This is a genomic window from Sphingopyxis sp., from assembly GCF_035686825.1.
Lineage (GTDB): Bacteria > Pseudomonadota > Alphaproteobacteria > Sphingomonadales > Sphingomonadaceae > Sphingopyxis.
Genome location: NZ_DASRYZ010000004.1, coordinates 357178 through 383125, shown reverse-complemented (window position 1 = coordinate 383125; position 25948 = coordinate 357178). Strand labels below are relative to the sequence as shown.

22 protein-coding genes are annotated in these 25948 nt (G+C 65.7%); 14 read left to right on the top strand and 8 right to left on the bottom strand.

From position 1 onward, the window contains the following. Window positions 1–46: 46 nt before the first annotated feature. The 3 genes from VFG17_RS10570 to rpoD are packed head-to-tail and all read left to right on the top strand — an operon-like array spanning window position 47 to window position 4489. Window positions 47–499, top strand: a complete 453-nt coding sequence (locus tag VFG17_RS10570; protein ID WP_325029425.1) for a GatB/YqeY domain-containing protein — start codon at window positions 47–49, stop codon at window positions 497–499. A 55-nt stretch (window positions 500–554) separates the two neighbouring features. Then, window positions 555–2438, top strand: coding sequence for a DNA primase (gene dnaG, locus VFG17_RS10565; RefSeq protein WP_325029424.1), 1884 nt, complete (start codon window positions 555–557; stop codon window positions 2436–2438). A gap of 35 nt (window positions 2439–2473) precedes the next feature. Next, window positions 2474–4489 (top strand): RNA polymerase sigma factor RpoD, encoded by a 2016-nt coding sequence (gene rpoD / locus VFG17_RS10560; protein WP_325029423.1) that lies wholly within the window; start codon window positions 2474–2476, stop codon window positions 4487–4489. Window positions 4490–4520: 31 nt separating this feature from the next. Here the strand turns inward: rpoD and VFG17_RS10555 are convergent, their stop codons facing one another. Then, on the bottom strand, window positions 4521–5075 hold the full coding sequence (locus VFG17_RS10555) for a hypothetical protein (RefSeq protein WP_325029422.1): 555 nt from the start codon (window positions 5073–5075) through the stop codon (window positions 4521–4523). Window positions 5076–5164: 89 nt separating this feature from the next. On the opposite strand from VFG17_RS10555, the gene VFG17_RS10550 reads away from it, so the two are divergent. The 4 genes from VFG17_RS10550 (at window position 5165) to VFG17_RS10535 (ending at window position 8728) form a co-directional block, all read left to right on the top strand. After that, entirely contained in the window at window positions 5165–6232 is a 1068-nt protein-coding gene (locus VFG17_RS10550) for a transcriptional regulator (RefSeq protein WP_325029421.1), read from the top strand. 321 nt (window positions 6233–6553) lie between these two features. Further along, window positions 6554–6856, top strand: a complete 303-nt coding sequence (locus VFG17_RS10545; protein ID WP_325029420.1) for a PspC domain-containing protein — start codon at window positions 6554–6556, stop codon at window positions 6854–6856. 251 nt (window positions 6857–7107) lie between these two features. After that, the gene (locus VFG17_RS10540) at window positions 7108–7779 is read left to right on the top strand and encodes a DUF6975 family protein (protein WP_325029419.1); all 672 of its coding nucleotides are present in this window, start codon (window positions 7108–7110) and stop codon (window positions 7777–7779) included. A gap of 103 nt (window positions 7780–7882) precedes the next feature. After that, window positions 7883–8728, top strand: a complete 846-nt coding sequence (locus VFG17_RS10535) for an AAA family ATPase (protein WP_056369114.1) — start codon at window positions 7883–7885, stop codon at window positions 8726–8728. 71 nt (window positions 8729–8799) lie between these two features. Here the strand turns inward: VFG17_RS10535 and VFG17_RS10530 are convergent, their stop codons facing one another. Continuing rightward, on the bottom strand, window positions 8800–10197 hold the full coding sequence (locus tag VFG17_RS10530; protein WP_325029418.1) for a methyl-accepting chemotaxis protein: 1398 nt from the start codon (window positions 10195–10197) through the stop codon (window positions 8800–8802). A 129-nt stretch (window positions 10198–10326) separates the two neighbouring features. On the opposite strand from VFG17_RS10530, the gene VFG17_RS10525 reads away from it, so the two are divergent. The 3 genes from VFG17_RS10525 (at window position 10327) to VFG17_RS10515 (ending at window position 13324) form a co-directional block, all read left to right on the top strand. Next, window positions 10327–11505, top strand: coding sequence for a VWA domain-containing protein (locus VFG17_RS10525; protein ID WP_325029417.1), 1179 nt, complete (start codon window positions 10327–10329; stop codon window positions 11503–11505). 171 nt (window positions 11506–11676) lie between these two features. After that, window positions 11677–12483 carry a lipid II flippase Amj family protein gene (locus VFG17_RS10520; RefSeq protein WP_325029416.1) on the top strand — a complete coding sequence of 269 codons (807 nt, stop codon included), beginning with the start codon at window positions 11677–11679 and terminating at the stop codon, window positions 12481–12483. Beyond that, window positions 12476–13324, top strand: a complete 849-nt coding sequence (locus VFG17_RS10515; protein WP_325029415.1) for a DUF817 domain-containing protein — start codon at window positions 12476–12478, stop codon at window positions 13322–13324. Before VFG17_RS10520 ends, VFG17_RS10515 begins: the two co-directional genes overlap by 8 nt. On the opposite strand, the gene VFG17_RS10510 is transcribed toward VFG17_RS10515, so the two are convergent. The 3 genes from VFG17_RS10510 to VFG17_RS10500 are packed head-to-tail and all read right to left on the bottom strand — an operon-like array spanning window position 13321 to window position 16330. Beyond that, window positions 13321–14571: a Xaa-Pro peptidase family protein gene (locus VFG17_RS10510; protein WP_325029414.1), complete on the bottom strand. Its 1251-nt coding sequence runs from the start codon at window positions 14569–14571 to the stop codon at window positions 13321–13323. The genes VFG17_RS10515 and VFG17_RS10510 overlap by 4 nt on opposite strands. 5 nt (window positions 14572–14576) lie before the next feature. Continuing rightward, window positions 14577–15785 carry a DUF1343 domain-containing protein gene (locus VFG17_RS10505; protein WP_325029413.1) on the bottom strand — a complete coding sequence of 403 codons (1209 nt, stop codon included), beginning with the start codon at window positions 15783–15785 and terminating at the stop codon, window positions 14577–14579. Next, window positions 15782–16330 carry a DOMON-like domain-containing protein gene (locus tag VFG17_RS10500; RefSeq protein ID WP_325029543.1) on the bottom strand — a complete coding sequence of 183 codons (549 nt, stop codon included), beginning with the start codon at window positions 16328–16330 and terminating at the stop codon, window positions 15782–15784. Before VFG17_RS10500 ends, VFG17_RS10505 begins: the two co-directional genes overlap by 4 nt. Before the next feature lie 41 nt (window positions 16331–16371). Between VFG17_RS10500 and tyrS the strand changes: the two genes are divergently transcribed. Both tyrS and VFG17_RS10490 read left to right on the top strand, forming a co-directional pair. Further along, the gene (tyrS, locus tag VFG17_RS10495; RefSeq protein WP_325029412.1) at window positions 16372–17598 is read left to right on the top strand and encodes a tyrosine--tRNA ligase; all 1227 of its coding nucleotides are present in this window, start codon (window positions 16372–16374) and stop codon (window positions 17596–17598) included. A gap of 75 nt (window positions 17599–17673) precedes the next feature. Continuing rightward, on the top strand, window positions 17674–18015 hold the full coding sequence (locus tag VFG17_RS10490; protein WP_325029411.1) for a PilZ domain-containing protein: 342 nt from the start codon (window positions 17674–17676) through the stop codon (window positions 18013–18015). On the opposite strand, the gene recG is transcribed toward VFG17_RS10490, so the two are convergent. Then, the gene (recG, locus tag VFG17_RS10485; RefSeq protein ID WP_325029410.1) at window positions 18012–20078 is read right to left on the bottom strand and encodes an ATP-dependent DNA helicase RecG; all 2067 of its coding nucleotides are present in this window, start codon (window positions 20076–20078) and stop codon (window positions 18012–18014) included. The genes VFG17_RS10490 and recG overlap by 4 nt on opposite strands. Window positions 20079–20152: 74 nt before the next feature. Between recG and VFG17_RS10480 the strand changes: the two genes are divergently transcribed. Then, window positions 20153–20419, top strand: a complete 267-nt coding sequence (locus VFG17_RS10480; RefSeq protein WP_325029409.1) for a succinate dehydrogenase assembly factor 2 — start codon at window positions 20153–20155, stop codon at window positions 20417–20419. Continuing rightward, window positions 20416–23910 (top strand): transcription-repair coupling factor, encoded by a 3495-nt coding sequence (gene mfd, locus VFG17_RS10475; RefSeq protein WP_325029408.1) that lies wholly within the window; start codon window positions 20416–20418, stop codon window positions 23908–23910. Before VFG17_RS10480 ends, mfd begins: the two co-directional genes overlap by 4 nt. Here mfd and VFG17_RS10470 read toward each other — a convergent pair. Together VFG17_RS10470 and VFG17_RS10465 are read right to left on the bottom strand one after the other, a co-directional pair. Next, window positions 23907–25079, bottom strand: coding sequence for a GNAT family N-acetyltransferase (locus VFG17_RS10470; protein WP_325029407.1), 1173 nt, complete (start codon window positions 25077–25079; stop codon window positions 23907–23909). The genes mfd and VFG17_RS10470 overlap by 4 nt on opposite strands. After that, window positions 25076–25933 (bottom strand): cupin-like domain-containing protein, encoded by an 858-nt coding sequence (locus tag VFG17_RS10465; RefSeq protein WP_325029406.1) that lies wholly within the window; start codon window positions 25931–25933, stop codon window positions 25076–25078. The genes VFG17_RS10470 and VFG17_RS10465 overlap by 4 nt, the downstream gene beginning before the upstream one ends. Window positions 25934–25948 lie beyond the last annotated feature (15 nt).

Below are 25948 nucleotides of genomic sequence, written 5' to 3'. Positions count from 1 at the left end.
CCGCTAGAGAGGGCCTTTCCGAAATTTGCAGCGCATGGGGACACGCATGATTCGTGAGCGTCTAAAGGCTGCGCAGGTTGCCGCGATGAAAAGCGGCGACAAGGCGCGTCTGGGCACCATCCGGCTGATGCTGGCCAAGATCAAGGACAAGGACATCGAACTCCGCACCGGCACCGCGCCGGCCGACGACGACGTGCTCGTCACCGACGTGCTGCAAAAAATGGTCAAGCAGCGCCGCGAATCGATCACAATGTACGAGCAGGGTGGCCGCCAGGAACTTGCCGATATCGAAGCCGCCGAGGTCGTCGTGATCGAGGATTTCCTGCCCGCGCAGCTCAGCGACGACGAGGCGATGGCGGCGATCAAGGCGATCGTGGTGGAGCTTGGCGCCGAAAGCCTCAAGGATATGGGCAAGGTGATGGCCGCGGTGAAAGACCGGCTTGGCAGCCAGCTTGATATGAGCAAGGCGAGCGGCTGGGTGAAGGCGGCGCTCAGCTGAGACAGGCCCTCCCCGCCTGCTTGCAGGCGGGTGCCGGCAGGGGCATATCGCGAATATGACCCTCACCCCGCAATGGCTGGACGAACTGCGATCGCGGATCACGCTGTCGACGCTTATCGGGCGGACGGTGAAGGTCATCCGCGCCGGGCGCGAATACAAAGCCTGCTGCCCCTTCCATAACGAGAAGACGCCGAGCTTCACGATCAACGACGAAAAGGGTTTCTACCACTGTTTCGGCTGTTCGGCGCATGGCGATGCGATCCGCTGGATGACCGACCAGCGCGGGCTGTCGTTCATGGACGCGGTCAAGGAACTTGCCGCCGAAGCCGGCATGGAGGTCCCCGCCCCCGACCCGCGCGCCGCGAAAAAGGCCGAGGAGCAGGCGAGCCTGCGCGACGTGACGCAGGCCGCCGCCGACTGGTTCACCCAGCAGCTCGGCAGCAGCAACGGTGCGCCGGCGCGCGAATATCTCGCGAAGCGCGGCATTTCGGAGGCGACGCGCAAGGCCTTCGGCTTCGGCCTCGCCCCCGAGAGCCGCAGCGCATTGAAGGAAGCGCTCAAGAAATTCCCCACCGCGATGCTGGTGGAGGCCGGCATGCTGATCGCCGTCGACGACAAGGAGCCCTACGACCGGTTCCGCGGGCGGCTGATGATCCCGATCCGCGACGCGCGTGGGCGGGTCATAGCCTTCGGCGGACGCATCCTCGGCGACGGCGAGCCCAAATATCTGAACTCGCCCGACACCCCGCTCTTCGACAAGGGGCGCACGCTCTATAATCTCGACAAGGCGAGCCCCGCGTCGCGGCAGACGAACCGGATTATCGTCGTCGAAGGCTATATGGACGTGATCGCGCTCGCCGAGGCGGGGATCGCCGATGCCGTGGCACCGCTCGGCACCGCGCTCACCGAGAATCAGCTCGGAATGATCTGGCGCATGGTGCCCGTGCCGGTCCTCTGCTTCGACGGCGACAGCGCGGGGCAGAAGGCCGCGATGCGCGCCGCGATGCGCGCGCTGCCGCTGCTGCGTCCCGGTTTCAGCCTTGCCTTCGCGACGCTTCCGGCGGGGCAGGACCCCGACGATATCGTCCGCGCGCGTGGCGCCACCGGCTTCACCGAAATCCTCGAGGACGCGCAGCCGCTCGTCGAGCGCCTGTGGGCGTACGAAGTCGCCGCCGGCCCGCTGACGACCCCCGAGGAACGCGCGGCGCTCAAGACCCGCCTCCTCGCCCACGCCGATGCGATCGAAGACGCCGACGTCCGCCATCATTATCGCGAGGCCTTTCGCGAACGACTCGACGCACTGTTTGCACGCAAGCAGCCCGAGCGCGGATTGCGCCAGCCGTGGACCCCGAACCCACCACGCGGGTCTGGTCGCCGCTTCGGTCCCGACCCGCGGCTGCAACCTCCGGCCGACGAGACGCGTTCCATCGGACAGGCCGGAATTTCGGCGCCTTACATCGCTGCACTGATCGGCGGATTGCTGCGCTATCCCGAGGCGCTGCGGCGCAACGAGGAGGCGCTCACCCGCCTGCCGGTGGGCGATCCGGGCGATGCCGAATTGCTCGGCGTAATGCTTGACAGCGCAATGTGCCGCGAAGGGCTTGATTGCGAGGGGTTGCTTGCCATATTGGAGCCGATGAAAGTGTATAATAGGGCGACGACATTGCTCAGAGCCGACGGAATGCACTTCTCGTTCAATCGCAGGCTGGAAAGCAGTGACGAGGCAGCAGCGGCGCGCGAAACCGCGCTTCGCGACCTCGATGAATATATCGGCGTGCTGGTCACCCAGCCCGAAATCCGCGAGCGGCTGGCACAGGCCACCGCGGATTTTCAGCGCACGATGGACGACGAAGGCCTGGCGCGGCAGCAGAAACTGCGCGCCATGGATGAGGATCTGACCCGCCGCCTGGCCGCGCTGTCCGAGAGCAGCAGCCAGTAACGACCAGCAATTGCCCTTTCAGGCAGGAAGAAGTGATGGCCACCAAGAACACCGAAGCCGATACCGACGCCCCGCTGATCGACCTCAACGAGGCCGACGTCAAAAAGCTGATCGCGCGCGGCAAGAAGCGTGGTTACCTGACCTATGACGAGCTCAATGCGGCGCTGCCGCAGGACGAGATGTCGTCCGAGCAGATCGAGGACATCATGTCGGCGATTTCCGACATGGGCATCAACATCGTCGAAAGCGACGAAGATGTTCAGGAAGAAGCCGAACAGGAAACCGACGACGAGGTCGATGTTTCGGCCGGCACCGGATCGGTTTCGAATCCGGCGATCGAGAAGAAGAAGGAAACGGTCGATCGCACCGACGATCCCGTTCGCATGTACCTGCGCGAAATGGGCGCGGTCGAGCTGCTCAGCCGCGAGGGCGAGATCGCGATCGCGAAGCGCATCGAGGCGGGCCGCGACACGATGATCCTCGGGCTGTGCGAAAGCCCGCTGACCTTCAACGCGATCATCGACTGGTCGACCGCGCTCAACAATGGCGACATGCAGCTGCGCGAAATCGTCGACCTCGAAGCGATGCTTTCGAAGGACCCGGCGCCCGAGAATCTGGAGGAAGAGGGCGCCGAGGACGACGGCGAGATCAGCGAGAAGACCGCCGGCGTCTCGTTCAAGGACGAGGATGAGGTCGAGGAAGAACCCTCGGCCGACGGCGACGACGAGGACGGCGAAGGTTCGTCGGGCAAGCGCGAAAGCTTCGAAGAGGATGAGGAAGACAACACGCTCAGCCTCGCCGCGATGGAAGAGCTGCTGAAGCCCGACGCGCTCGAAAAGTTCGCGAACATCACCAAGAGCTTCAAGGCTTTTTCGAAGCTGCAGGACGCGCGCCTCGAATCGCTTTCGGGCGGCGAGGAATTCCCGGCGGCGTCGGAGAAGAAATATCACAAGCTGCGCGAGGAGCTGACCGCGCAGGTCGAGAGCGTGCAGTTCCACGGCACCAAGATCGAATATCTCGTCGACCAGCTCTACAGCTACAACCGCCGCCTGACCGCGCTCGGCGGCCAGATGCTGCGCCTTGCCGAGCGCCACAAGGTGCCGCGCAAGTCGTTCCTCGACAATTATGTCGGGCGCGAACTCGAGGAAAACTGGCTCGACAGCGTCAGCGGCATCGACAAGAAATGGGCCGCCTTCGCCGAGAATGAAGCGGGCGCGGTCGACCGCATCCGCATCGAGATTTCGGAAATCGCGCAGGCGGCGGGCATGAGCCTGACCGAATTCCGCCGCGTCGTGAACATGGTCCAGAAGGGCGAGCGCGAAGCGCGGATCGCCAAGAAGGAAATGGTCGAGGCGAACCTGCGCCTCGTGATCTCGATCGCCAAGAAATATACGAACCGCGGCCTGCAGTTCCTCGACCTCATTCAGGAAGGGAACATCGGCCTGATGAAGGCGGTCGACAAGTTCGAGTATCGCCGCGGCTACAAATTCTCGACCTATGCGACCTGGTGGATCCGGCAGGCGATCACCCGCTCGATCGCCGATCAGGCGCGCACGATCCGCATCCCGGTCCATATGATCGAGACGATCAACAAGCTGGTGCGCTGCAGCCGCCAGTTCCTCCACGAATCGGGCCGCGAGCCGACGCCGGAGGAAATGGCCGAGCGCCTGTCGATGCCGCTCGAAAAGGTCCGCAAGGTGATGAAGATCGCCAAGGAACCGATCAGCCTCGAAACGCCGATCGGCGACGAGGAAGACAGCCACCTCGGCGATTTCATCGAAGACAAGAACGCCGTCATCCCGGTCGATGCCGCGGTGCAGTCGAACCTCAAGGAAACGGTTACGCGAGTATTGGCGTCGCTTACGCCGCGTGAGGAGCGCGTCTTGCGCATGCGCTTCGGCATCGGGATGAATACCGACCACACCCTTGAAGAGGTGGGCCAGCAGTTCAGCGTGACGCGCGAACGTATTCGCCAGATCGAGGCGAAGGCGCTCCGCAAGCTGAAGCACCCGTCGCGCAGCCGCAAGATGCGCAGCTTCCTCGACCAGTAAGTGAAAGGCCCCGCTTCGGCGGGGCCTTTTTTTATCGCTCGGCTTTGCTCGCCTTGTGAAACAGGGCGGCGGAGACCAGCCACAGGCCTGCGAAAAAGCCACACAAAACCAGCGTGCCCACCGCGCCGCCGGGCTCGCGCTGCGTCGAGGGCGCCGTCGCGATCGCGATCGCCAGCAGCATCTGCACCGCGGCGGTGCCGAGCATCGCGCGCGCCATGCCGTCCGGCTGGAACCGCGCGGCGAAGGCGCCGACGGCCGATGCGAATATCAGCATGAAGAAGTTGAAATTGACCGGATTATCCTCGCCGACGATACCGACCGCGAGATTGATCCAGATCAGCAGGAACGATACGATCAGCGCCATCGCGACACCGCCGCGATAGGCGAGACTGGGCCACAACCGCGCGGTCCGCTCATAGACGAGGATCGGGCCGCAGATCATGACCCCGGCGAGGACAAAGGACGCCGGCCCCCAATTCCACTCATCGCTGATCTGCATCATCACCGCCGGGGTCAGCAGCAGCACCGCCGCAATCCCCCAGCGCAGCACGCGCCAGAAATTCCACCCCATTTGCACATCGCTCACCATAGACTTGCCTCCTTTGATATTAGAGGCTCTACCCTGCGCTGCCGGCCGATGAGCGGCATGAGCAGTTCGTGAGATTTTGCTGAAAAATGGATTCGGACCGCTATCAGTTCGACGATTTCACGGTCGATCCCGCCGACCGCAGCCTGTGCCGTTCGGGCGCCGCGATCGAACTCGGCAACCGCTATTTCGACGCGCTGGCGCTGCTGCTACGCGAGCGCGGACGGCTCGTCAGCAAGGATCGCTTCATGGCCGAGGTGTGGCGCGGCGTGCCGGTCACCGACGAGGCGCTGACGCAATGCATTCGGGCGCTGCGGCGCTTGCTCGGCGACGATGCCACGCGGCCGCGGTTCATCGAAACGGTCCCGAAGCACGGCTATCGCTTCATCGGCGCGGTCGAAGTCGTGGAGAGCGACGCCCGCCCCCGCCCCGTCCTCCCACCTCTCCAAAACCGGTGGGCGCATGCGCTGAGGATCGGCGTGGCGGCGATGGTGGGCGGCGGGGTCGCCGGTGTGCTCGGCGGCCTATTCTACGGCCTTGGCATCGGGATCGGGCCGGCGATGGGCGGAACGTCGGTCCTGTTCGTTCTGCTCGCGATCAACATGATCGTCGGGCTGACCGCCGGCGCCGGGGTCGGCGCCGGAATAGGGGCCGCGGAATTCGCCGTCGACGGGTCCTGGCAATGGACGGTGCTGGGCGGCGCGGTCGGCGGCCTCATAACCGGCGGCATCGCGAGGCTTGTCGGTCTCGATGCCTTCGCGCTGCTGCTCGGCCAGTCGCCGGGCGATATGACCGGCGCATCGGAGGGCCTGATATTGGGCGCGGCCGTCGGCTTCGCCGCGTGGACGGCGCGCCGCCGCAGGCTGTCACTATCGGGAAGCGCGGCCCTCGGTGGACTGGTCGCCGCAGCGGCGGGCGTCGCCATTTCGCTTTCGGGCGGGACTTTTCTCGGCGGCAGCCTCGATTTCCTTCTCCGGCGCTTTCCCGAATCGCACTTCCGGCTCGACGCGATCGGCGCGCTTTTCGGTGAGAGCGTTTTCGGGCCGGCCAGCAGGACGGCCACATCGGGCATCGAATGCCTGCTATTCGGCGCCTGCGTCGTCGGAGCGATGTTTTTCACGCGCCCGGCCGGCACCCTGCGTCACCGGGAGCCCTGAGCCGAACCGGGCCAAATATCTACAACGATGCTGCATCGCACAATTTTTTTTGCCGATGCTCTTCAAATCTTCATATTTCCTCATCACATAGCGCACGTCACAGCGATGCGGAGACTTTCATCGCCGGTTCAGGCGGCACCCATCAAATGGCAATCATTCCCACCCGTTGGGAATCGATCCACGCATAATCGCGGGCATTCCGTCGGGGCGAGACGGGAAAAAGCCCGGAAATTCGAGGGACTGCGGAAATTGGCACGGCCTTTGCGATGCTCCCGGCATCGGCGCGGGGCAGTGCTCGCAGCCAAAGGGAAAGACAGAAAAATGCAGAACGAAACCACCAATCTCTTCCGCCGCCGCGACACCTTCTTCGGTATCTGCGAGGCTGTGGGCCAGGATTTCGGCTTCAACCCGCTGTATCTGCGCCTGGCGTTCATCGCGCCGCTCTTTTTCTTCCCCGCCCAGACCTTTGCCGCCTATTTCGCGCTCGGTCTCGTCGTGCTCGCATCGCGGCTGCTCTTCCCCGCGAAGGCCGCCGGTCAGCCCGCGCTGACGACGATCGAAGCCGACGCGCCGAAAGCCGACAAGGCCCCCGAAAAGACCGACGAACTCGCACTCGCGGCTTGAGCGGTCCCGGCCGGGCATTCCCTCTCCCCGTCTGGCCCTTCCGCTCCGATGGCGCCCCGGGCGCCATAGCATGGAACCGGCAAGCTTCTCCCCGGGGCTTGCCGGTTCCTTCGCCTGTCCCCGACTGACACAATCGGATCACAAATCCGTCCCCGCTTATAAACGCGTCGTTTACGACGTTGCCCTATGACCGATCGCTGACATTCCATTGGCTTGGGCATCCGCGCCCCTGCCGCAGCGAGGATCGAGCGTTGAGCCAGTCGCCCCAGCCCAAAGCGCCGACGCGCGGCGTCGCCGAACTGCTCGACGCGCTGGTCGCCAGCGACGGCACCGGCGCGCACCCGCACGTCCGCTCGGGCGCGCTGTCGAGCGGGCCCGAGGCGATGCGCAACCTCGCCGACGCGGTGCATTTCCTTTGCCTTCTCCATGGCCGCCATCCGGGCGTCCTCGACAATGCCGCGCGCAAGGCGGTCGACCCCGCGTCGCGCCGCTGGATGGACGAAGCCGCCGATGCCTTCGTCGAGGAGCGCGCCTTCCTGTCGAAGATCGCCTCGGCGGTCGGCCCCGTGCCGAGCACGCAGGGCCAGGCACAATGCGAGGCGGCCGTCGCCGCGCAGCGCAAGGCGCTCGACATGCTCGCCGAATCGGATCGCCACGGCTGCGCGCTCGGCGCCGCGATCGCGCTGACGCTCGACTGGCGGACGATTCGCGTGCTGCTCGACATCAGCGCGCTGCGGCTCGACCTGGTGCCGCCGACCTGCACCTTGCCCGATCTGCCGGGCACCGCGCGGCTCGCGGCAGCGGTCGCCGATACCCCGGCGATCGAGCGCGCGATGGTGTTCGGTGCGCAGCAGCTCATCACCCAGCACAGCGGCCTCTGGGATTTGATGGCCGCACGCGCCGCAAGCCGCGCGCATCCTTAAAAAACTCGTCGCCCCCGCCTGCGCGGGGGCGACGCCTGCTTACTTGCACCGCTCTCCCGCCCCCGCTATGCCCGCTTGACGTTCACGTTAAGGGAAAGAGCCGATGCGCTTCGAAGGCACCAGCGCCTATATCGCCACCGACGACCTCAAGGTCGCGGTCAACGCCGCGACGCTGCTGCGCCGCCCGCTGCTCGTGAAGGGCGAGCCCGGCACCGGCAAGACGGTGCTCGCCGAGGAAATCGCGAAGGCGTTCGACGCGCCGCTGATCACCTGGAACATCAAGTCGACGACGAAGGCGCAGCAGGGCCTGTATGAATATGACGCGGTGGCGCGGCTGCGCGACGGCCAGCTCGGCGAAGAGCGCGTCCACGACATCCGCAATTATATCCGCAAGGGCAAATTGTGGGAGGCGTTCACTTCGCCCAAGCTGCCCGTGCTGCTGATCGACGAGATCGACAAGGCCGACATCGAATTCCCGAACGACCTGCTTCAGGAACTCGATCGCATGGCGTTCCATGTCTATGAGACCGACGAGACGGTGACCGCGAAGGAACGCCCGATCGTCGTCATCACCTCGAATAATGAAAAGGAACTGCCCGACGCCTTCCTGCGCCGCTGCTTCTTCCACTATATCAAATTCCCCGACCGCGACACGATGGCGGAGATCGTCGAGGTCCACTTCCCCGGCATCCAGAAGACGCTCGTCAGCCGCGCGATGGATATCTTCTACGAAGTGCGGGAAGTCCCGGGGCTCAAGAAAAAGCCCTCGACGAGCGAGCTGATCGACTGGCTCAAGCTACTGCTCAACGAGGATATGCCGCTCGAAGTGCTCCAGAACCGCGACGTCGGCAAAGCGATCCCGCCGCTCCACGGCGCGCTGCTCAAGAATGAGCAGGATGTGATGCTGTTCGAAAAGCTCGCCTTCATGGCGCGGCGTCAGGGTAGCTGAGACAGCTCGACCAAACCCAGCGCCAGACGTATCTCGACTTCGCTCGATACGAACGGATGCGTGAGTTCTGATTAAAGCTGGTAGGCGACCTCGACGTCGCCCCAGCGGCGGCCGCCGATCACCGCGGGCATATAGACGTTGCGCACGGTCAGATAATTGACGCCGTCGCCTTCCTGCCGATAGACCGTCATGAAGAACGGCGCGGTGCTGCGCTTCGCCGCGGCGTCGGTTTCGTCATAGAGCAGCCGGCCGTTGCGGCAGTGCGCGGTGTCATGTTCGAGATCGCCCGTCGGCGCGCGCGAGCAATCGGTGATGTGCGTAGGCAGAAAGCCGTTCATGTCGCCCGCTGACGACATCTTGATTTCGGGATGCTGCGCGACGATGCGGTCGAACAGCGGACGCCAGTTGGCGTCGGCCCAGTCGCAGAGGCCGGTACGGAAGCGTTCGGGGTTCGAGTTCGGCACGCGAACATAATTGGTGTCGAAAAGCTGCTCCATCGTCAGCGCGCCGCGCGCGATCGCATTTTCGGCCAGGCCGACGAATTCGTCGCGCACCTTTGCCGCGAGGGCGACGATCGCTGAATCCTGCGGGCTGACCCCCGCCGAGATCACGGCGTTGAACATGCGGTTCGACACATGCTCCATCGTGAGGATTGATGTGCGGGTGCCGTCGAGCGTCGCACTATTGTCGCGCACCGAGGAGACGACGCTGTCGAGCGCCTCGCGCACCTTCGCGCCATTGGCATGCACCATCGCGCTCGACTGCGCGATGCGGTCGCTCTGGTCGTCGAGCAGCGCGACGAGATGTGTCGCATCGTGGAGCGCATCGGTGATCGTCTCGAACTGCGCCTCGGCGCGGCTCGACTGTTCGACGCCCGACTGGATTTCGGCGACCAGCCCGCTCGCCTCGGTCGCGAGGCTGCCGATGCTGCGGCGGATCTCGTCGGTCGCGCCGCGCGTATTCTGCGCCAGCTTCTTCACTTCGGCCGCGACGACGGCGAAGGTGCGCCCCGCATCGCCGGCGCGCTCGGCCTCGATCGCCGCGTTCAATGCGAGCATGTTGGTGGTCTTGGCGATCGCCTCGATCGACTGGCTGACCTGCTGGACCTGCTCCATCACCGCGGCGAAATTGGTGACATGCGTGCCGAGCCGCGCGACGAGGTCGATGACCGAGCGGAATTCGCTGACCGCCGCGTTGACGCGCTCGGCACCGGTATCGAGTTGCTCGCAAGCACGCGCCGACAGCAATTTCGCCTCGTCGGTCGAATCGGCGATCTGGCGCTGATCGGCCTCGAGGCTGACCACATATTCCTCAAGCCGCCCGAGTTCGCCGATCTGCCGCTCCATCTGGTCGGTCGCGCGCTTGATCCGCCCCGCGGCGTCGCTGCACCCGACGGCCAGCTCGCCGCAGTCGCTCGCCACCGACTGGTCGAGGATCGGCTCCGCCGGGTTGATCGGATCATATTTCATTGGCTTGCCCACGTCCCTGAATGATCGAAAAGCTATGCCGGAGATTGGTTAACGGGGCGTCAATCCGGCCGCACTTTCCGTAAACGTAAAGTGATTGCACCCGCCGCCGCGACAGGATAGTTCTTCCCCATGTTTTTCGGCTTTCTCGACGAGCTTCGCGCCGCGGGCATTCCCGCCAGCCTGAAAGAGCATTTGATGCTGCTGGAGGCGCTCGACCACGAGGTGATCGATCGCAGCCCCGAGCAATTCTATTATCTCAGCCGCGCGATCTATGTGAAGGACGAGGGTCAGCTCGACCGTTTCGACCAGGTGTTCAACAAGGTCTTCAAGGGCATTATTTCCGATTACGGCCAGAATCCGGTCGACGTCCCGGCGGACTGGCTGAAGGCGGTCGCCGAGAAATTCCTGACGCCTGAGGAAATGGCGGCGATCGAGTCGCTCGGCGACTGGGACAAGATCATGGAGACGCTGAAGGAGCGGCTCGAGGAACAGCAGAAGCGCCACGAGGGCGGCAGCAAGTGGATCGGTACCGGCGGCACTTCGCCCTTCGGCAATTCGGGCTATAACCCCGAAGGCGTGCGGATCGGCGGCGAGAGCAAGCACAAGCGCGCGCTGAAGGTCTGGGAAAAGCGCGAGTTCCAGAATCTCGACAACACCAAGGAACTCGGCACCCGCAACATCAAGATCGCGCTCCGCCGCCTGCGCAAGTTTGCGCGCGAGGGCGCGGCGGACGAACTCGACATTCCGGGCACGATCGACGGCACCGCGCGGCAGGGCTGGCTCGACATCCAGATGCGTCCCGAACGGCGCAACGCGGTCAAGCTGCTGCTCTTCCTCGACGTCGGCGGATCGATGGACCCGTTCATCAAGCTCTGCGAAGAACTCTTCAGTGCCGCGACGACCGAATTCAAGAATCTCGAATTCTTCTATTTCCACAATTGCCCGTACGAGGGCGTGTGGAAGGACAACAGGCGCCGCTGGTCCGAACGCCACCAGATGTGGGATATCCTCCACAAATATGGCCATGATTACAAAGTGATCTTCGTCGGCGACGCGTCGATGTCGGCCTATGAAATCACCCATCCGGGCGGCAGCGTCGAGCATTTCAACGAGGAATCGGGCGCGGTCTGGCTCCAGCGCATCACCCATGTCTACCCCGCCGCGGTGTGGCTGAACCCGGTGCCCGAGGCGCATTGGGGCTACACCCAGTCGGTGAAGCTGATCAAACAGCTGATGAACGACCGCATGTACCCGCTGACCCTCGCCGGGCTCGACGATGCGATGCGCGAGCTGACGCGAAAACATTGACGGCGCGGCGGCGCGCGTTAGCAACGTCGATCAAATTCTTCGCTTCCCCCTTGTCCGTTCGTGCTGAGCCGGTCGAAGCACCGTTCTTTCTTCGACGCTTGAAGAAGAACGGCCCTTCGACAAGCTCAGGGCAAACGGGAAAGAGGACGACTTAACGGAAAGACACGGTCGATGTTCGACCTCCCCCTCCTCACCATTCTCCTCCTTACCGGCTTCATCAACCTGATCGGCGCGCTCGCTTATGCGGCGCGCATCGCCGGGGTGCGGACGCGGCGGATTGCTATGTCGTTCGCGCTGTTCAACATCCTCGTGCTCTTCTCGCGTACCTCGAACAGCTTTCTGGGTCCCTTCCTCGCCAAACGGATCGAAACGCGCATCCATGACGGCAGCGGCGCCTCGCTGTTCATCGATATGCAGCTCGTGCTCGCCGCGGCGAGCGTCGCGACGCTGATCGGCATTTTGCTCGTGCCCACGGGGCAGCGCATGTTCGCGGCGGCGATCGGCTGGTACCAGAATAACCGCTCGACAACGAAGCTGGCACTGAAAGCCGCGAGCCCGAGCGGCCTCAGGACCTTGGGACGGTCGCTGACGTTCCCGAGCCTTTCGCATCTGAAGAGCTGGAAGATGCCAAAGGGGATCGGCTGGGGCGTGCTGATCGCCAATTGCCTCGCGCAATCGCTGCTCGCCGTCGGCGTCGTCGCCTCGCTCTACGCCGGCTATCTTGCGCCCGAATTCCGCGTGACCGCATCGCAGCTCTCGGCGCTGATCAACGGCTTCGCGACGATCCTGCTCTTCGCCTTCATCGATCCGCAACTGTCGGTAATGACCGACGACGCGGTCGAGGGCAAAGTCGACGAGGCTGATTTCCGCCGCGCGATCACCTTCATCTCGCTGAGCCGTCTTGCGGGCACGGTCCTCGCGCAGGCGCTGCTGCTGCCCGCCGCGATGCTGATCGCCTGGGTCGCCATCCATGTCTGATCCGGCGCGCGGCCACAGCCGCTTCCACGCCGTCCGCTCGCGGCTCGAGGCGATGGCGGTCGAGCCCGGACCGCGCGGCTGGTGCCTCGAATTTATCGTCTTCGGCTTCAAGCAGGGCTGGGCGTGCCTGTTCGGCGGGCTGATGCTCGCGCTGCTGCTCGGCACGCATCTCTTCTGGCCCGACGATGCGCCGCTCCACCGCTATGACGCGATCACGATCGGCGCGGTGCTGATCCAGCTCGGCATGCTCGCCTTCCGGCTCGAAACGCCGAAGGAAGCGCTCGTCATCCTGATCTTTCACATCGTCGGCACGGTGATGGAGCTGTTCAAGACCGCCGCCGGGTCGTGGCAATATCCCGAAGCGAGCCTGCTCCATATCGGTGCCGTCCCGCTCTTCTCGGGCTTCATGTATGCCGCGGTGGGCAGCTATATCGCGCGCGTCTGGCGCATCTTCGACTTCCGCTACACGGGCTATCCGCCCATCTGGACGAGCTATGCCCTCGCGGCGGCGATCTATGTCAATTTCTTCGCGCACCACTGGGTTTACGACATCCGCTGGTTCCTGTTCGCGGCGACCGCCTTGCTCTTCTGGCGCTGTCAGGTGTGGTTCCGCCCGCTCCACGTCCACCGCCGCATGCCTCTGCTCGTCGGCTGGGGCCTCGTCGCGCTGTTCATCTGGTTCGCCGAGAATATCGGCACCTTCGCGCGCGCCTGGACCTACCCCAGTCAGGACGACGGGTGGCACATGGTCGGACTCGAAAAGCTGGGCAGCTGGTATTTGCTGATGATCATCTCGTTCGTACTTGTCAGTTTGGTCCAGCGACCGAAGGCGCCCAGCTAACCGAAGGGCTTGTCGATCGACGGCGGCGGCTCGCTGAACCATTTCGGCCCGCTGTCGGTCATGTAGAAACAATCCTCCAAGCGAATGCCAAATTCGCCGGGGATATAGATGCCGGGTTCGTTCGAGAAACACATGCCCGGCGCGAGCTTCGTCGTTTCGCCGCGCACGAGATTGACCGGCTCGTGCCCGTCGAGCCCGATGCCGTGGCCGGTGCGATGCGAGGTGCCGGGCAGCTTGTAGCCGGGCCCCCAGCCGAGGCTTTCATAATAGGCGCGCACGGCATCATCGACCCGGCCCGCCGGCGTCCCGAGCTTCGCCGCGGCGAAGGCGACGTCCTGCCCCTTGCGCATCTGGTCCCACACCTGCCGTTGCCGCGCGCTCACCTTACCATGGACGAAGCTGCGCGAAATATCCGACTGATAACCATGGACCGTCGCGCCGCAGTCCATCAGCACGACTTCGCCCTCTTTGACCGCCTGCGGCTTGCCCGACCCGTGCGGATAGGCGCTCGCTTCGCCGAGCAGGATCAGTTCGAACTCGCTCTTGCCGCCGAGCGCGGCGGTCGCCGCGGCCATGATCGCGCCGATGTCGGCGGGCCTCATCCCCGCCTCGATGCGCGGCGCGGTGTGGCGATAGGCGGCGAGCGTGATGTCGGCGGCGATCTGCATCAGCGCGATTTCGGCGGGCGACTTGTGCATGCGGCACCCGCGCACGACGGGCGCGCCATTGACGACGGTCGCCTGCGGCATCGCCTTTTCGAGCCCGTCGACGGCGAAATAGCGCACCGTCTCCTCGACCCCGATCCGGCCCTTGGCGAGGCCGCGCTTGCCGAGCCAAGCTGCGACCGCGGCGAGCGGATTCTCATCCTCGTTCCATGTCAGCACCTCGGCATCGATCGCGAGACTTTCGCGCACCGATGGCTCCTCGAAAAAGGGCGTAACGACCGCGATCTCGCCTTCGCGCGTCAGCACCGCGGCGGTCAGCCGCTCGCTGCGCGACCAATGCACCCCGGTGAAATAGATGAGGCTCGAGCCGGGCTCGATCAGCAGCGCGCCGATGTCGTTCGCGCGCATCAACTGCTTCGCTTTCGCGATGCGCGCCATGCGCTCGGCCTTGCCGATGGGGACGGCTTTGGCGGCGAGGTTCGGCAGACCCGCCGTGTCCGCTGCAAGCGCCGATACCGGCAAGCTCGCAGCCAGCCCGGTCAGCGCCGCGGTTCCCAGAAATTGCCGCCGGTGCATCGTCATTCCCCTCACTTGTAAAGCAGCAGGTCGGCGATTTCCTCGCGCCACCCCGCCTCGTCGGGCAGCGCGAGCGCGTCGAGATCGCCCGGCGCCGCGCCCGCATCGTCGACCCACTCGCGCAGGCCCGGACCGCCGTTGATCACGTCGATCGCGAGCACATCGTCGGTATATTCGTACTTGAAATCCTTACCGCGCCAGATCGGATAATAAGGATAGAGCGCGCGGATCGCCTTGAACCCCAGCGCCTGCACGCGCCACGGGCGGAAGGCGGCATGGTCGTACCATTCGCCTTCGGCATGGATATGCACGCCGCTGTTGAGCTGCTTCATATGCTTGTGGAAGGTCGGTTCGAACCAGATGTCGCGCAGCTTGCACCCGGCGAGCCATTCGGGCGCGAGCCGCTGCATTTCGGCGATCACCGCGCGCGCGTCGATGTCGGGGGCGCCGAAGAGTTCGAGCGGGCGGGTCGTGCCCCTGCCCTCGCTCAAGGTCGCGCCTTCGACCATCACCGTGCCCGCATAGGCGCGCGCCATGTTGAGGTTCGCGGCGTTGGGGCTCGGGTTGATCCATACCCGCTCCGTCGGCCAGCCGAAGCCGGGCCCTTCGGGCTCCCACCCCTCCATTTCGATCACGCGATAATCGACGTCGAGCCCGAAGTGACGGACGAACCAATGCCCGATCTCGCCCATCGTCAGCCCGTGACGCATCACCATCGGCCCCGCGCCGACGAAGCTTTCCCAGCCGGGCAGAAGCCGCGTGCCCTCGACGGGGCGACCAGCCGGGTTGGGGCGGTCGAGCACCCACACCGCCTTGCCGTGCGCCGCGGCGGCTTCGAGGATGTAGAGCAGGGTCGTGACATAGGTGTAGATGCGACAACCAAGGTCCTGCAGGTCGACGAGCATGACATCAAATGTCTGCATCGACTGGCCCGACGGCCGCCGCAGCTCGCCGTACAGGCTGAACACCGGCATGCCATAGGTCGGGTCGGTGAAGTCGGGCGACTCCATCATATTGTCCTGCAGGTCGCCGCGCACGCCGTGCTGCGGCCCGAACACCGCGGTGACGTTGACCCCGGCCGCGACGAGCGCGTCGAGGCTGTGCGTCAGGTCGGCAGTGACCGAGGCGGGATGCGCGAGCAACGCGACGCGCTTGCCTTCGAGCGGTTTGCGCAAAGCCGGGTCGGCGAGCAGGCGGTCGATACCGAAAAGCGTCGTCATGCCCGCCCGCGTGCCTCAAGCGTCAGGGCAAAGCAATCGGGATGATGGAAGTCGGGCTTGCCCGGCGGGTGGGCGAGCGCCCAATAGCTTTTGGTGCCGTCGAGTTCCTCGATCACCGCGGACAGCGCGAGCTTGGCGCCGATGTCGGGGAAGATGCCGGGCTCGATGCGCAGCGCATAGCTTTGCTCGCCGCGCTCGGCGACCATTTCCCACGGCGCGAGTTCGTCGGAACGCAGCAGCGAGCGATAATCGTCGAATTGGTAACAGGCCCAGCGCCCGTCGGGGCTATAGTTGAATTCGGTATAGTCGGGCTGGCCTTCCTCGGTCAGGAACGCCTCGAAACAGGTGCTTTCCCACAGGCCGTCGGTCGCGCTGTCGGCGATGACCAACTCACCCTCGCCGTGCGACAGCACGAGATCGGCGATCGATCCGCCCACGATATAGCGCAGCGCGAAACCATCCTCGAACGACAGGCTGACCTCGACCGCGACCGCGCGCACCGCCTTGGCCGGCGTATCGGGGTGACAGATCAGCTCCTTGCGCATGCTATCCAAATATCAAACCCCATGTTATGCGCCCGCCCGCTATGACGAACTATAAATCCGACCTGCTGCGCCTTCTCGACGAGCGAGGCTATATCCATCAGACGACCGACGCGGAAGGGCTCGATGCGCTCGCGGCGAAACAGGTCGTCCCCGGATATATCGGCTTCGACGCAACCGCGCCGTCGCTGCACGTCGGCAGCCTCGTCCAGATCATGATGCTGCGCCGCCTGCAACAGACGGGGCACAAGCCCGTCGTGCTGATGGGCGGCGGCACGACGCGGATCGGCGACCCGACGGGCCGCGACGAGAGCCGCAAGATGCTGTCGGACGAGACGATCGCCGCGAACATCGCGTCGATCTTCAGCATCTTCCAGCAATTCCTCACCTTCGGCGACGGTCCGACCGACGCGGTGATGGTCGACAATCAGGACTGGCTCGGCCAGCTCGGCTATATCGAACTGCTGCAGGAAGTGGGCACCCACTTCACGATCAACCGCATGATGACCTTCGATTCGGTCAAGCTGCGGCTCGATCGCGAGCAGCCGATGACCTTCCTCGAATTCAATTACATGATCCTGCAGGGCTATGATTTCCGCCACCTGTCCAAGAATAGGGGCGTGCGGCTGCAGATGGGCGGGTCGGACCAGTGGGGCAATATCGTCAACGGCATGGAGCTGGGCCGCCGGATGGACGGCGCCGACCTTTACGGCCTGACGACTCCGCTGCTGACCACCGCCGCGGGCGCCAAGATGGGCAAAACCGCCGCCGGCGCGGTGTGGCTTAATCCCGAACAGCTGTCCCATTTTGACTATTGGCAATATTGGCGCAACTGCGACGACCGCGACGTCGGCAAATTCCTGAAGCTCTTCACCGACCTGCCGCTGGACGAGATCGCGCGGCTCGAAGCGCTCGAGGGCGCCGAGATCAACGAGGCGAAGAAGATCCTCGCCAACGAAGCGACCGCGATGTGCCGCGGCGAAGAGGCCGCCAAGACCGCTTCGGACACCGCCGCGCAAACCTTTGAAAAGGGACAGATCGGCGGCGACCTTCCACAAGTGACGGCGCCGGCGGACGGCATCACCGTCGTCGATGCGCTGCGCGAACTCGGCTTTGCCGCGTCGAACAAGGAAGCCCGCCGCAAGCTCGACGAGGGTGCGGTCAAGGTCGACGGTGCGGTCGTTCGCGACCCGCAGTTTGTGATCCAGCCCGGCGAGACGCCGGTTCCATTGAGCCTCGGATCAAAAAAACATGGCCTTGTGGTGCGGTAAGGCGCACAAAAGCGTTTACCACTTCTTCAGCAATCGGATGGATCGTTCATGGCAAAATCAACAAGGTCCACGAATATGCGCAAGATCGACACCAGCAAGGCCCATTATGTCGGCCTCGACCAGCGGATCGCTCCGCGTAGCGACGTCTATTGCCGCCTGCCCTTCGTCATGCCCGACGGGCGGCAGGAGATGTGCACCTGCGTCAACATCAGCGCCGACGGCCTGCTGATGCGCTTCGAGCGCGGGCTCGAACCCGGCGACCTCGTCGTGTTCCGCATGCCGATCATCGGCCGCACCGCGGCGAAGGTCGTCTGGTCCCTGGGCGGCAAGACCGGTGTGCAGTTCGACAAGTCGATCTCGGTCGAGGATTATCTGCCGATGATCCGCGCCATGGGCGCGCGCGGCGACGTCAACTAACCGCTTCTGAGCAGCGGCACCGCCGCATCGCGCTCGAACAGATAGAGGCAGAGGCGCACCGCTTCGGCCCGCGCGCCCTCCATGCCGCCATCGCGCTCGACGAAGAGCCGCGCATCGTCATGCGCGACCGGTAGCAAGCGCACGAGCTGTTCGGGGGTCGCGAGCCGGTAGTCGGCGTCACCCGATTGCTTGAGCCCGAGCAACTCGCCGCCGCCGCGCAGCTCCAGATCCTTCTCGGCGATCACGAAGCCGTCGTTCGTCTCGCGCATCAGCGCCAGCCGCTCGCGCGCGGTCTCTGAAAGGTTTTGCGACCGGAGCAGCAGGCACACTGACTTCGCCGCGCCGCGCCCGACGCGGCCGCGCAGCTGGTGGAGCTGCGCCAGTCCGAAATTCTCGGCATGTTCGACGATCATCAGGCTGGCGGCGGGCACGTCGACCCCGACCTCGATCACCGTCGTCGCCACGAGGACGCCGATCTCGCCGGCCTGAAAGCGCGCCATGACCTCGTCCTTCTCGGGCCCCTTCATCCGGCCGTGCACGAGACCAACGCGCGCGTCGCCCAGCCGCTGGCGAAGCAGCGCGGCGCGGTCTTCCGCCGCCGCGAGTTCGCTCCCCTCGCTCTCGGCGACCAGCGGGCACACCCAATAGGCCTGCGCCCCCGTCGCAAGGTGGCGGTCGAGCGAGTCCACGACATCGTCGAGCCGGTCGAGCGAGATTACGCGGGTATCGACCGGGGTGCGTCCCGGGGGCATCTCGTCGATCTGCGACACGTCCATCTCGCCATGATTGGCGAGTTGCAGCGTGCGCGGGATCGGGGTCGCGGTCATCACGAGCAGATGCGGCGGACGCGCCGCCTTTTGAGTCAGCATCAACCGCTGCGCGACGCCGAAGCGATGCTGTTCGTCGACGACGACAAGCGCGAGGTCCCGGTAATTCACCGCCTGCTGGAAGATCGCGTGGGTGCCCACGAGGATGTCGATGCTGCCGTCGGCGAGCCCCATCAGCGTCGATTCGCGCGCCCTTCCCTTGTCGCGCCCGGTTAGGATCGCGAGGTTTACCGGAAGGCCGCCAAGCATTCGCTGCAAGGTCGCGAAATGCTGGCGCGCGAGAATTTCGGTCGGTGCGAGCAGCACCGCCTGGGTCCCCGCCTCGACCGCGGCGAGCATCGCGCGCAAGGCGACAAGCGTCTTGCCCGATCCGACATCGCCTTGCAGCATGCGCAGCATCGGCGTGTCCTGCGCCATATCGCCCGCGATCTCGCGCCCGACGCGCTCCTGCGCGCCGGTGAGCCCGAACGGCAGCTTGAGCGCGTCGGTCAGTCGGCCGTCGCCGACGATCGCCCGGCCCTTGCGCGTCCTGAGGCCCTGGCGGATCAGCATCAGCGCGACCTGGCTCGCGAAAATCTCGTCATAGGCGAGCCGGTCGCGCGCCGCCTCGTCGCGCGGGCTGGCGTGGGCGCGCGCCATCGCCTCGTTCCACGCGGGCCATCCGCGACTCGCGAGCAAGGGGGCGTCGATCCACTCGGCCAGCTCGGGGCGCCGTTCGAGCGCGACGGCGCCGAGCTGCGACAGCCGCGCGTTGGTGAGCCCTTCGGTCAGCGGATAGACGGGCTCGTGTTCGGCGATTCCCGCCTCGTCGCCGGGCTCGGCGACATGGTCGGGATGCACGATCTGGCGCATGTCGCCATAGAGGTCGAGCCGGCCCGACACGCGGCGTTTTTCGCCCAGCGGGAAGAGCTTGCGTGCGAGGCCCGAGGTCCGCCCGAAATAGACGAGCCGGACATGGTCGCCCGCGCTGTCGAAGGCTTCGACCCCGAAGGGCGCGCGCGGGGATCGGCCGGGACGGTAGTCCTGTGCGGTCAGCTCGACAATGATCGTCTGCCCGGCTTGCGCCTGATCGAGCCGGTCGACCGGGAAGCGCGAGATCAGGCCCGTCGGCAGGTGAAACAGCACATCGACAACGCGCTCGAGCCCGAGCCGCGTCAGCGGCTTGGCAAGCTGCGGCCCGACGCCCTTGAGGTCGGTCAGCGCGGCAAAGAGCGGATTGAGTATCTCGGGTCGCATGACTATCTGGGCTGACTATAGAGATTGTTCCCCGTGCGCCACACCCAGCCGCATGGGCCGTCAGGATTCTTCCCGTGCCGCACACCGACCGCCTCAAACGCCTGAAATTCCGTGCCTGGCATCGCGGTACGCGCGAGGCCGATTATATGATCGGCGGCTTCTTCGACCGCTATTCGGCGGAGTGGAGCGAGGAAGAGATCGGGTGGTTCGAAATCGTCGTCGAGGAAGACGACGTCGACATCATGGCGTGGGCGCTCGGCACCGGCGAACCGCCCGCGCATCTCGACCGGCCCGAGATGATCGCCGCGATGCGCCGACTGGACTATATCCCACTGCCATGACCCGCCCCGCCGCCGACATTTTCGCCGCGATCGGATCGGCGTCGGCGCCGCTGACGCTGGCGCGCACCGCCGACGGTTTCCTGCCGCTGCTGCTCGCTGATCTCGCGCGCGCCAGCGACAGGCGTCTCGTCTATGTCGCGACCGACGATGCGGCGATGCAGGCGGTCGCCGATGCCGCGCCCTTCTTCGCGCCCGACCTGATCGTCCATCGCTTTCCCGCCTGGGATTGCCTGCCCTATGACCGCGCCGGCCCGTCGATGCGGGTCAGCGCCGACCGGCTCGCGACGCTCTCGGCGCTGCAACTACCTGCGAAGCGCGGCGAGCTGATCCTCACCACCGTTGCCGCGATCACCCAGCGCACGCTGACGCCGTTCCGTATCCGCCAGCTCGCGACGACGCTCGCGCCCGGGCAGCGGATCGACCGCGACGCGCTCGCCGAACTGCTCGTCTCGAACGGCTTCAGCCGCGTCGACACCGTCGCCGACCAGGGCGAGTTCGCGGTGCGTGGCGGCATTCTCGACCTGTTTCCGGCGGGCGAGGAAAACGGCCTGCGCGTCGATTTCTTCGGCGACGAGATCGAGAGCATCCGCCGTTTCGACCCGGCCGACCAGCGCAGCCTCGGCCCCGCCAAGGCGCTACAATTGCTCCCCGCGTCCGAAACGCTGCTCGACGAGGCGACGATCAAGCGTTTCCGCTCGGCCTATCGCGAGCTGTTCGGGGCGCAGGCGACCGGCGATCCGCTCTATCAGGCGGTCAGCGACGGGCGGCGGCAGGCGGGAATGGATCATTGGCTGCCTTTGTTCGAGGAACGGCTGGCGACCTTGTTCGACCATATCGATCCGGACACGCCGGTGCTACGCGGCCACCGCACCGAGGCGACCGCCGATACGCGCTTCGCCGCGATCGCCGACTATCATGCCAACCGCGTTGCCGCCGAGCGCGAATCGCCGGGGAGCTATCGCCCGCTTGCGCCCGAGACGCTCTACCTGACCGAAGGGCAATGGGCCGGGGCGGCCAAAGAACGCCCGATTCATATCGTCACACCGTTCGACGTGCCCCCGTCGGCAACGGTCGTCGACCTCGAAAGTTTCGCCGCGCGCGATTTCACCCCCGAGCGGACCGCCGACGAAAATGTCTATGCGAAGGTCGCCGACCATCTGAGCGACGAACGGCGCAAGGGCCGCCGCACGATCATCGCAAGCTATTCGGGCGGCGCGCGCGAGCGCCTGTCGGGGCTGCTCCGCGACCATGGCGTCACCTCGCTCGCGCCCGCCGATAGTTGGCAGGACGCGCTCGGCACCGCGTCGACGGACAGCGGCGGCGCGACCGCGATGGTCGTCCTGCCACTCGACCATGGCTTCGCCTCCGACGCGATCAGCCTGCTCACCGAACAGGATATTCTCGGCGAGCGCCTCGTCCGCCGCCAGAAGCGCCGCAAGAGCGCCGACGCCTTCCTCGCCGAACTCGCGACGCTCAGCGTCGGCGACCTCGTCGTCCACCTCGATCATGGCATCGGCCGCTATGAGGGGCTGACCCAGATTCCGGTGGGGAGCAGCCCGCACGACTGCGTCGCGCTCACTTATTCGGGCGGCGACAAGCTCTACGTTCCGGTCGAAAATCTTGACGTACTGTCGCGCTACGGCGGCGAGAGCGAGGGCGTCGGGCTCGACAAATTGGGCGGCGAGGCATGGCAACGCCGCAAGGCGCGGATGAAGGAGCGCATCCGCGAGATCGCGGGCGAACTGCTCGCGACCGCGGCGCAGCGCGCGCTGCGTTCGGGCGAATTGCTCGCGCAGGATGCCGCCTACCCGGCGTTCGCCGACCGCTTCCCCTATCAGGAAACCGACGATCAGGACCGCGCGATCGGCGACGTGCTTGCCGATATGGCGTCGGGGCGCCCGATGGACCGGCTCGTCTGCGGGGACGTCGGCTTCGGCAAGACCGAGGTTGCCCTTCGCGCCGCCTTCGTTGCGGCGATGGCGGGGGTTCAGGTCGCGGTGGTTGTCCCGACCACCCTGCTCGCGCGCCAGCATTTCACCAATTTCGTCGAGCGCTTCAAAGGCTTCCCGGTCAACATCGGCCGCCTGTCGCGCCTCGTTCCCGCCGCCGAGGCGCAAAAGGCGCGCGACGGGCTGGCGAGCGGCCAGATCGACATCGTCGTCGGCACCCATGCGGTGATCGCGAAGGCGGTCGAGTTCAAGAACCTCGGCCTCGTCATCGTCGATGAGGAACAGCGCTTCGGCGTCGTCCACAAGGAGCGGCTGAAGCAGCTCAAGACCGACGTCCATGTGCTGACGCTGACCGCGACGCCGATCCCGCGCACGTTGCAGATGGCGATGTCGGGCCTTCGCGAACTCAGCGTGATCCAGACCCCGCCGGTCGACCGCCTCGCGGTGCGGACTTATGTGGCTCCATGGGATCCGGTCGTGATCCGCGAGGCGCTGCTCCGCGAACATGATCGCGGCGGGCAGAGCTTCTTCGTCACCCCGCGGATCAAGGATCTGCCCGACATCGAGGAATTCCTGCGCACCCGCGTGCCCGAGATCAAATATGTCGTCGCGCACGGCCAGATGGCGCCGGGCGAGGTCGAGGAGCGGATGAGCGCCTTCTACGACCGCAAATATGACGTGCTCGTCTCGACGACGATCGTCGAAAGCGGGCTCGACATTCCGAGCGCGAACACGCTGATCGTCCACCGCGCCGACCGCTTCGGCCTCGCCCAGCTTTACCAGCTCCGCGGCCGCGTCGGACGGTCGAAGACGCGTGCTTACGCCTATCTCACCACGCTCGAAGGCGGCGCGATCACCGATACGGCGGAAAAAAGGCTCAAGCTGCTCGGCGATCTCGACACGCTGGGCGCGGGCTTCCAGCTTGCGAGCCACGACCTCGACATTCGCGGCGCGGGCAATCTCGTCGGCGATGAGCAATCGGGACATATCCGCGAGGTCGGTTTCGAACTCTATCAGTCGATGCTCGAAGAAGCGATTCTGGTCGCCAAGGCCGAGGGCATGGGCGCCGCGCCGCCGCGCGAAGCCCTCTCCCCCGTCATCACGGTCGACGCGCCGATCCTGATCCCCGAGGATTATGTCCCCGACCTGCCGCTGCGCATGGCGCTCTATCGCCGTCTCAACGAGGCCGGAGATCGCCCCGCGCTCGACGCCTTCGCCGCCGAGATGATCGACCGTTTCGGCCCGCTGCCACCCGAGACCGCGAACCTGATCCAGCTGATGGAGATCAAGGCGAATGCGAAGGCCGCGGGCATCGCCAAGCTCGACGTCGGCACGAAGGGCGCGCTGGTCAGCTTCCACGGCGACCAGTTCGCCAACGTCCCCGGCCTGATCGCCTATGTCGAGCGGCTCAAGGGCCGCGCGCGTATCCGCCCCGACAACAGGCTGTCGGTCAGCGGCGATTGGGTCAGCACCGGCGCGCGCCTCAACGGCGCGCTGCAACTGTCGAAGGGATTGGGGAAGCTGGCGCGGCAGATCGGCTAGGCAGCCGACTTGCCCGATCGGCGTCGCACCGCTGCGCGCGCACGCATCAGGCCGGAAAACAGGCGACGACGGCGCGGCGTGCCGATGGCGATCGCGCAGTCGAACATCGTGCGGCGGTCGCGCCAGAAGGCCGCGCCGCTATGCGCGCCGGGCGACGCGCAGGTGTCAAAGAACATGTCGGGTTCGGCGCCGACCTGTTCGGCGACATAGCGCATCAGCAACAACCCCGGCGCATAGCTTCGCAGTGCTTCGTCATAGGTCATCTTGAATCCGAACCCGCGTTTCCCGGAAACGAACCAGCTCGACATCGCGGCCACGCCGCCAGCGGTCGTCAACCGCGCGATACGAAGCTGGCCGCGCCGCTGCCCTTCGCGCATCACATCGCGGAACAGCGCCTCGGTGTCGGGCGCGCAGCCGATCGCGCTCCCCGCGCGCCCTTTCCACCCCGCGCCTTCGAGCGCGAGGAAGGCATCGATCCACGGCTGCGCGTCGTCGCCCTTGCCCAGCATCTCGTATCGCACCGGGCCATGATCGCGTTCGAGCCGCCGCGCCAGGCTGCGCGCGCGCGACGCCGCCTTGGCGTCGGGCGGCGCCTCGCTTCCGGGCCGGCGGGCCGGGCGGTCGAAGCGATTGACAAGATGCAGCGGCCGCCGGTCATCGGCGCACAGGCCGACAAGCGCGGCGGCAACCGGATTGTCGGCGGCGAACTGGTGACAATGGATCAGCAGCGCCCCGTCGGCATGCGCATCGAAATAATCGAGCAACAGGCACCAGAAGCGGAAAGCGGCGTGCGGCAACACCAAAGGCGCGCCCAGAAACTGGTTGGTCGCCGTCCACGTCCGCCAATTCGCAACCGGCCAGCGCCCGAAGCGCGGCGCGCGGACCAGCGGCAACAACCCGATCCAGCGTCCCGCCGCGTCGGCGGCTATGGCGATGCGGACATCGTCGGGTGCCGCGCAATGACGCAGCGCGGCGTCCATGAACCAGTGCTGGGCAAAGACGTTCGCTGCCCCCGCCCGGTCCGACAATTGCGCCCAGCGGGCGTGGTCGCATGGGCCAAGGTCGGCCCAGCGCAGCAGCCGGACGGTGTCGCCGCCGTTCGCGGTCACCGCCTCGCCCGCCGCCGCAATCCCGGCGCGGAGGTCGCTGGCGAAATCATGGTGGATCATAGCAAACCCACGCGCCGCGCGGCGCGCGCGGCAAGCGCGCGCAGTCGCGGTCGCTCCGGCCAGGCCGGTGGACGCGATGCGCCAAGGCCGATCCGGCGCAGCAGCGGGTTGACCGCCAGCGCATCCGCCGCCGCAAGACTCCAGTCGCTTTGCCAGGTCACCGACAGCGAAATCGACGCCGACGCGCCCGCGCGCACCCAGTGCGGCGCCGAATAGGGAACATAGAGCGCATCGCCCGGCGCCAAATCGTGTATCGTTGCCGCCGCCTCGAACTCGGGCCGCCATGGCAGCATATTTTCGCCCGCCCGGTGATGCGCCTCGCGGTTGGTGAGCGACAGGAACGGCGGCGATGGCGGATAGGTTGCGAACGCCTTGTCGCCCGCGATCTGGAACAGGATATTATACTCGGCGTCGAAGTGAAATGGCGTCAGAGTGCCCGGGGCGGAGACGAAGATGAACGCACGGAGCGAGCGTCTGGTCCCGGTTCGCGGAACGATCGCCCCATCGAGGTCCGCCATCAGCGGGTGCAGCACCTCGCGATAACGCGGCAGCCGCTCGATTCCGCGCAGCATGACCCATAGGCAACCGGTTGCGATCGCCCGCACGCTGTCGGCGACACTGGCCTCCCCGGCGCTCGCCATCGCGAAATCGCCGCCGTTGGCGGCATCGGCGACACGCCGTTCGACATCGCTTGCGGGAAGCTCCTCCGCGGCGTCGGCGAGTGCGGGTAGCGTGAACAGCGGGTGATCGGCAAGCCGATGGCGCAGCGTCGCCGACGCGAGCGGATAGGCGTCGGCGAATCGATCGCCGTGCATTGCGTCCAATATCGTCGTGCCATGTCGTGCGACGGCCATAAAACCCCCGCGCCG

Bases quoted from the DNA above. Each gene is read 5' to 3' on its own strand.
- VFG17_RS10570 (WP_325029425.1), top strand. From the start codon at position 47: ATGATTCGTGAGCGTCTAAAGGCTGCGCAGGTTGCCGCGATGAAAAGC.
- dnaG (WP_325029424.1), top strand. From the start codon at position 555: ATGACCCTCACCCCGCAATGGCTGGACGAACTGCGATCGCGGATCACG.
- rpoD (WP_325029423.1), top strand. From the start codon at position 2,474: ATGGCCACCAAGAACACCGAAGCCGATACCGACGCCCCGCTGATCGAC.
- VFG17_RS10550 (WP_325029421.1), top strand. From the start codon at position 5,165: ATGGATTCGGACCGCTATCAGTTCGACGATTTCACGGTCGATCCCGCC.
- VFG17_RS10545 (WP_325029420.1), top strand. From the start codon at position 6,554: ATGCAGAACGAAACCACCAATCTCTTCCGCCGCCGCGACACCTTCTTC.
- VFG17_RS10535 (WP_056369114.1), top strand. From the start codon at position 7,883: ATGCGCTTCGAAGGCACCAGCGCCTATATCGCCACCGACGACCTCAAG.
- VFG17_RS10530 (WP_325029418.1), bottom strand. From the start codon at position 10,197: ATGAAATATGATCCGATCAACCCGGCGGAGCCGATCCTCGACCAGTCG.
- VFG17_RS10525 (WP_325029417.1), top strand. From the start codon at position 10,327: ATGTTTTTCGGCTTTCTCGACGAGCTTCGCGCCGCGGGCATTCCCGCC.
- VFG17_RS10520 (WP_325029416.1), top strand. From the start codon at position 11,677: ATGTTCGACCTCCCCCTCCTCACCATTCTCCTCCTTACCGGCTTCATC.
- VFG17_RS10515 (WP_325029415.1), top strand. From the start codon at position 12,476: ATGTCTGATCCGGCGCGCGGCCACAGCCGCTTCCACGCCGTCCGCTCG.
- VFG17_RS10510 (WP_325029414.1), bottom strand. From the start codon at position 14,571: ATGACGATGCACCGGCGGCAATTTCTGGGAACCGCGGCGCTGACCGGG.
- VFG17_RS10505 (WP_325029413.1), bottom strand. From the start codon at position 15,785: ATGACGACGCTTTTCGGTATCGACCGCCTGCTCGCCGACCCGGCTTTG.
- VFG17_RS10500 (WP_325029543.1), bottom strand. From the start codon at position 16,330: ATGCGCAAGGAGCTGATCTGTCACCCCGATACGCCGGCCAAGGCGGTG.
- tyrS (WP_325029412.1), top strand. From the start codon at position 16,372: ATGACGAACTATAAATCCGACCTGCTGCGCCTTCTCGACGAGCGAGGC.
- VFG17_RS10490 (WP_325029411.1), top strand. From the start codon at position 17,674: ATGCGCAAGATCGACACCAGCAAGGCCCATTATGTCGGCCTCGACCAG.
- recG (WP_325029410.1), bottom strand. From the start codon at position 20,078: ATGCGACCCGAGATACTCAATCCGCTCTTTGCCGCGCTGACCGACCTC.
- mfd (WP_325029408.1), top strand. From the start codon at position 20,416: ATGACCCGCCCCGCCGCCGACATTTTCGCCGCGATCGGATCGGCGTCG.
- VFG17_RS10470 (WP_325029407.1), bottom strand. From the start codon at position 25,079: ATGATCCACCATGATTTCGCCAGCGACCTCCGCGCCGGGATTGCGGCG.
- VFG17_RS10465 (WP_325029406.1), bottom strand. From the start codon at position 25,933: ATGGCCGTCGCACGACATGGCACGACGATATTGGACGCAATGCACGGC.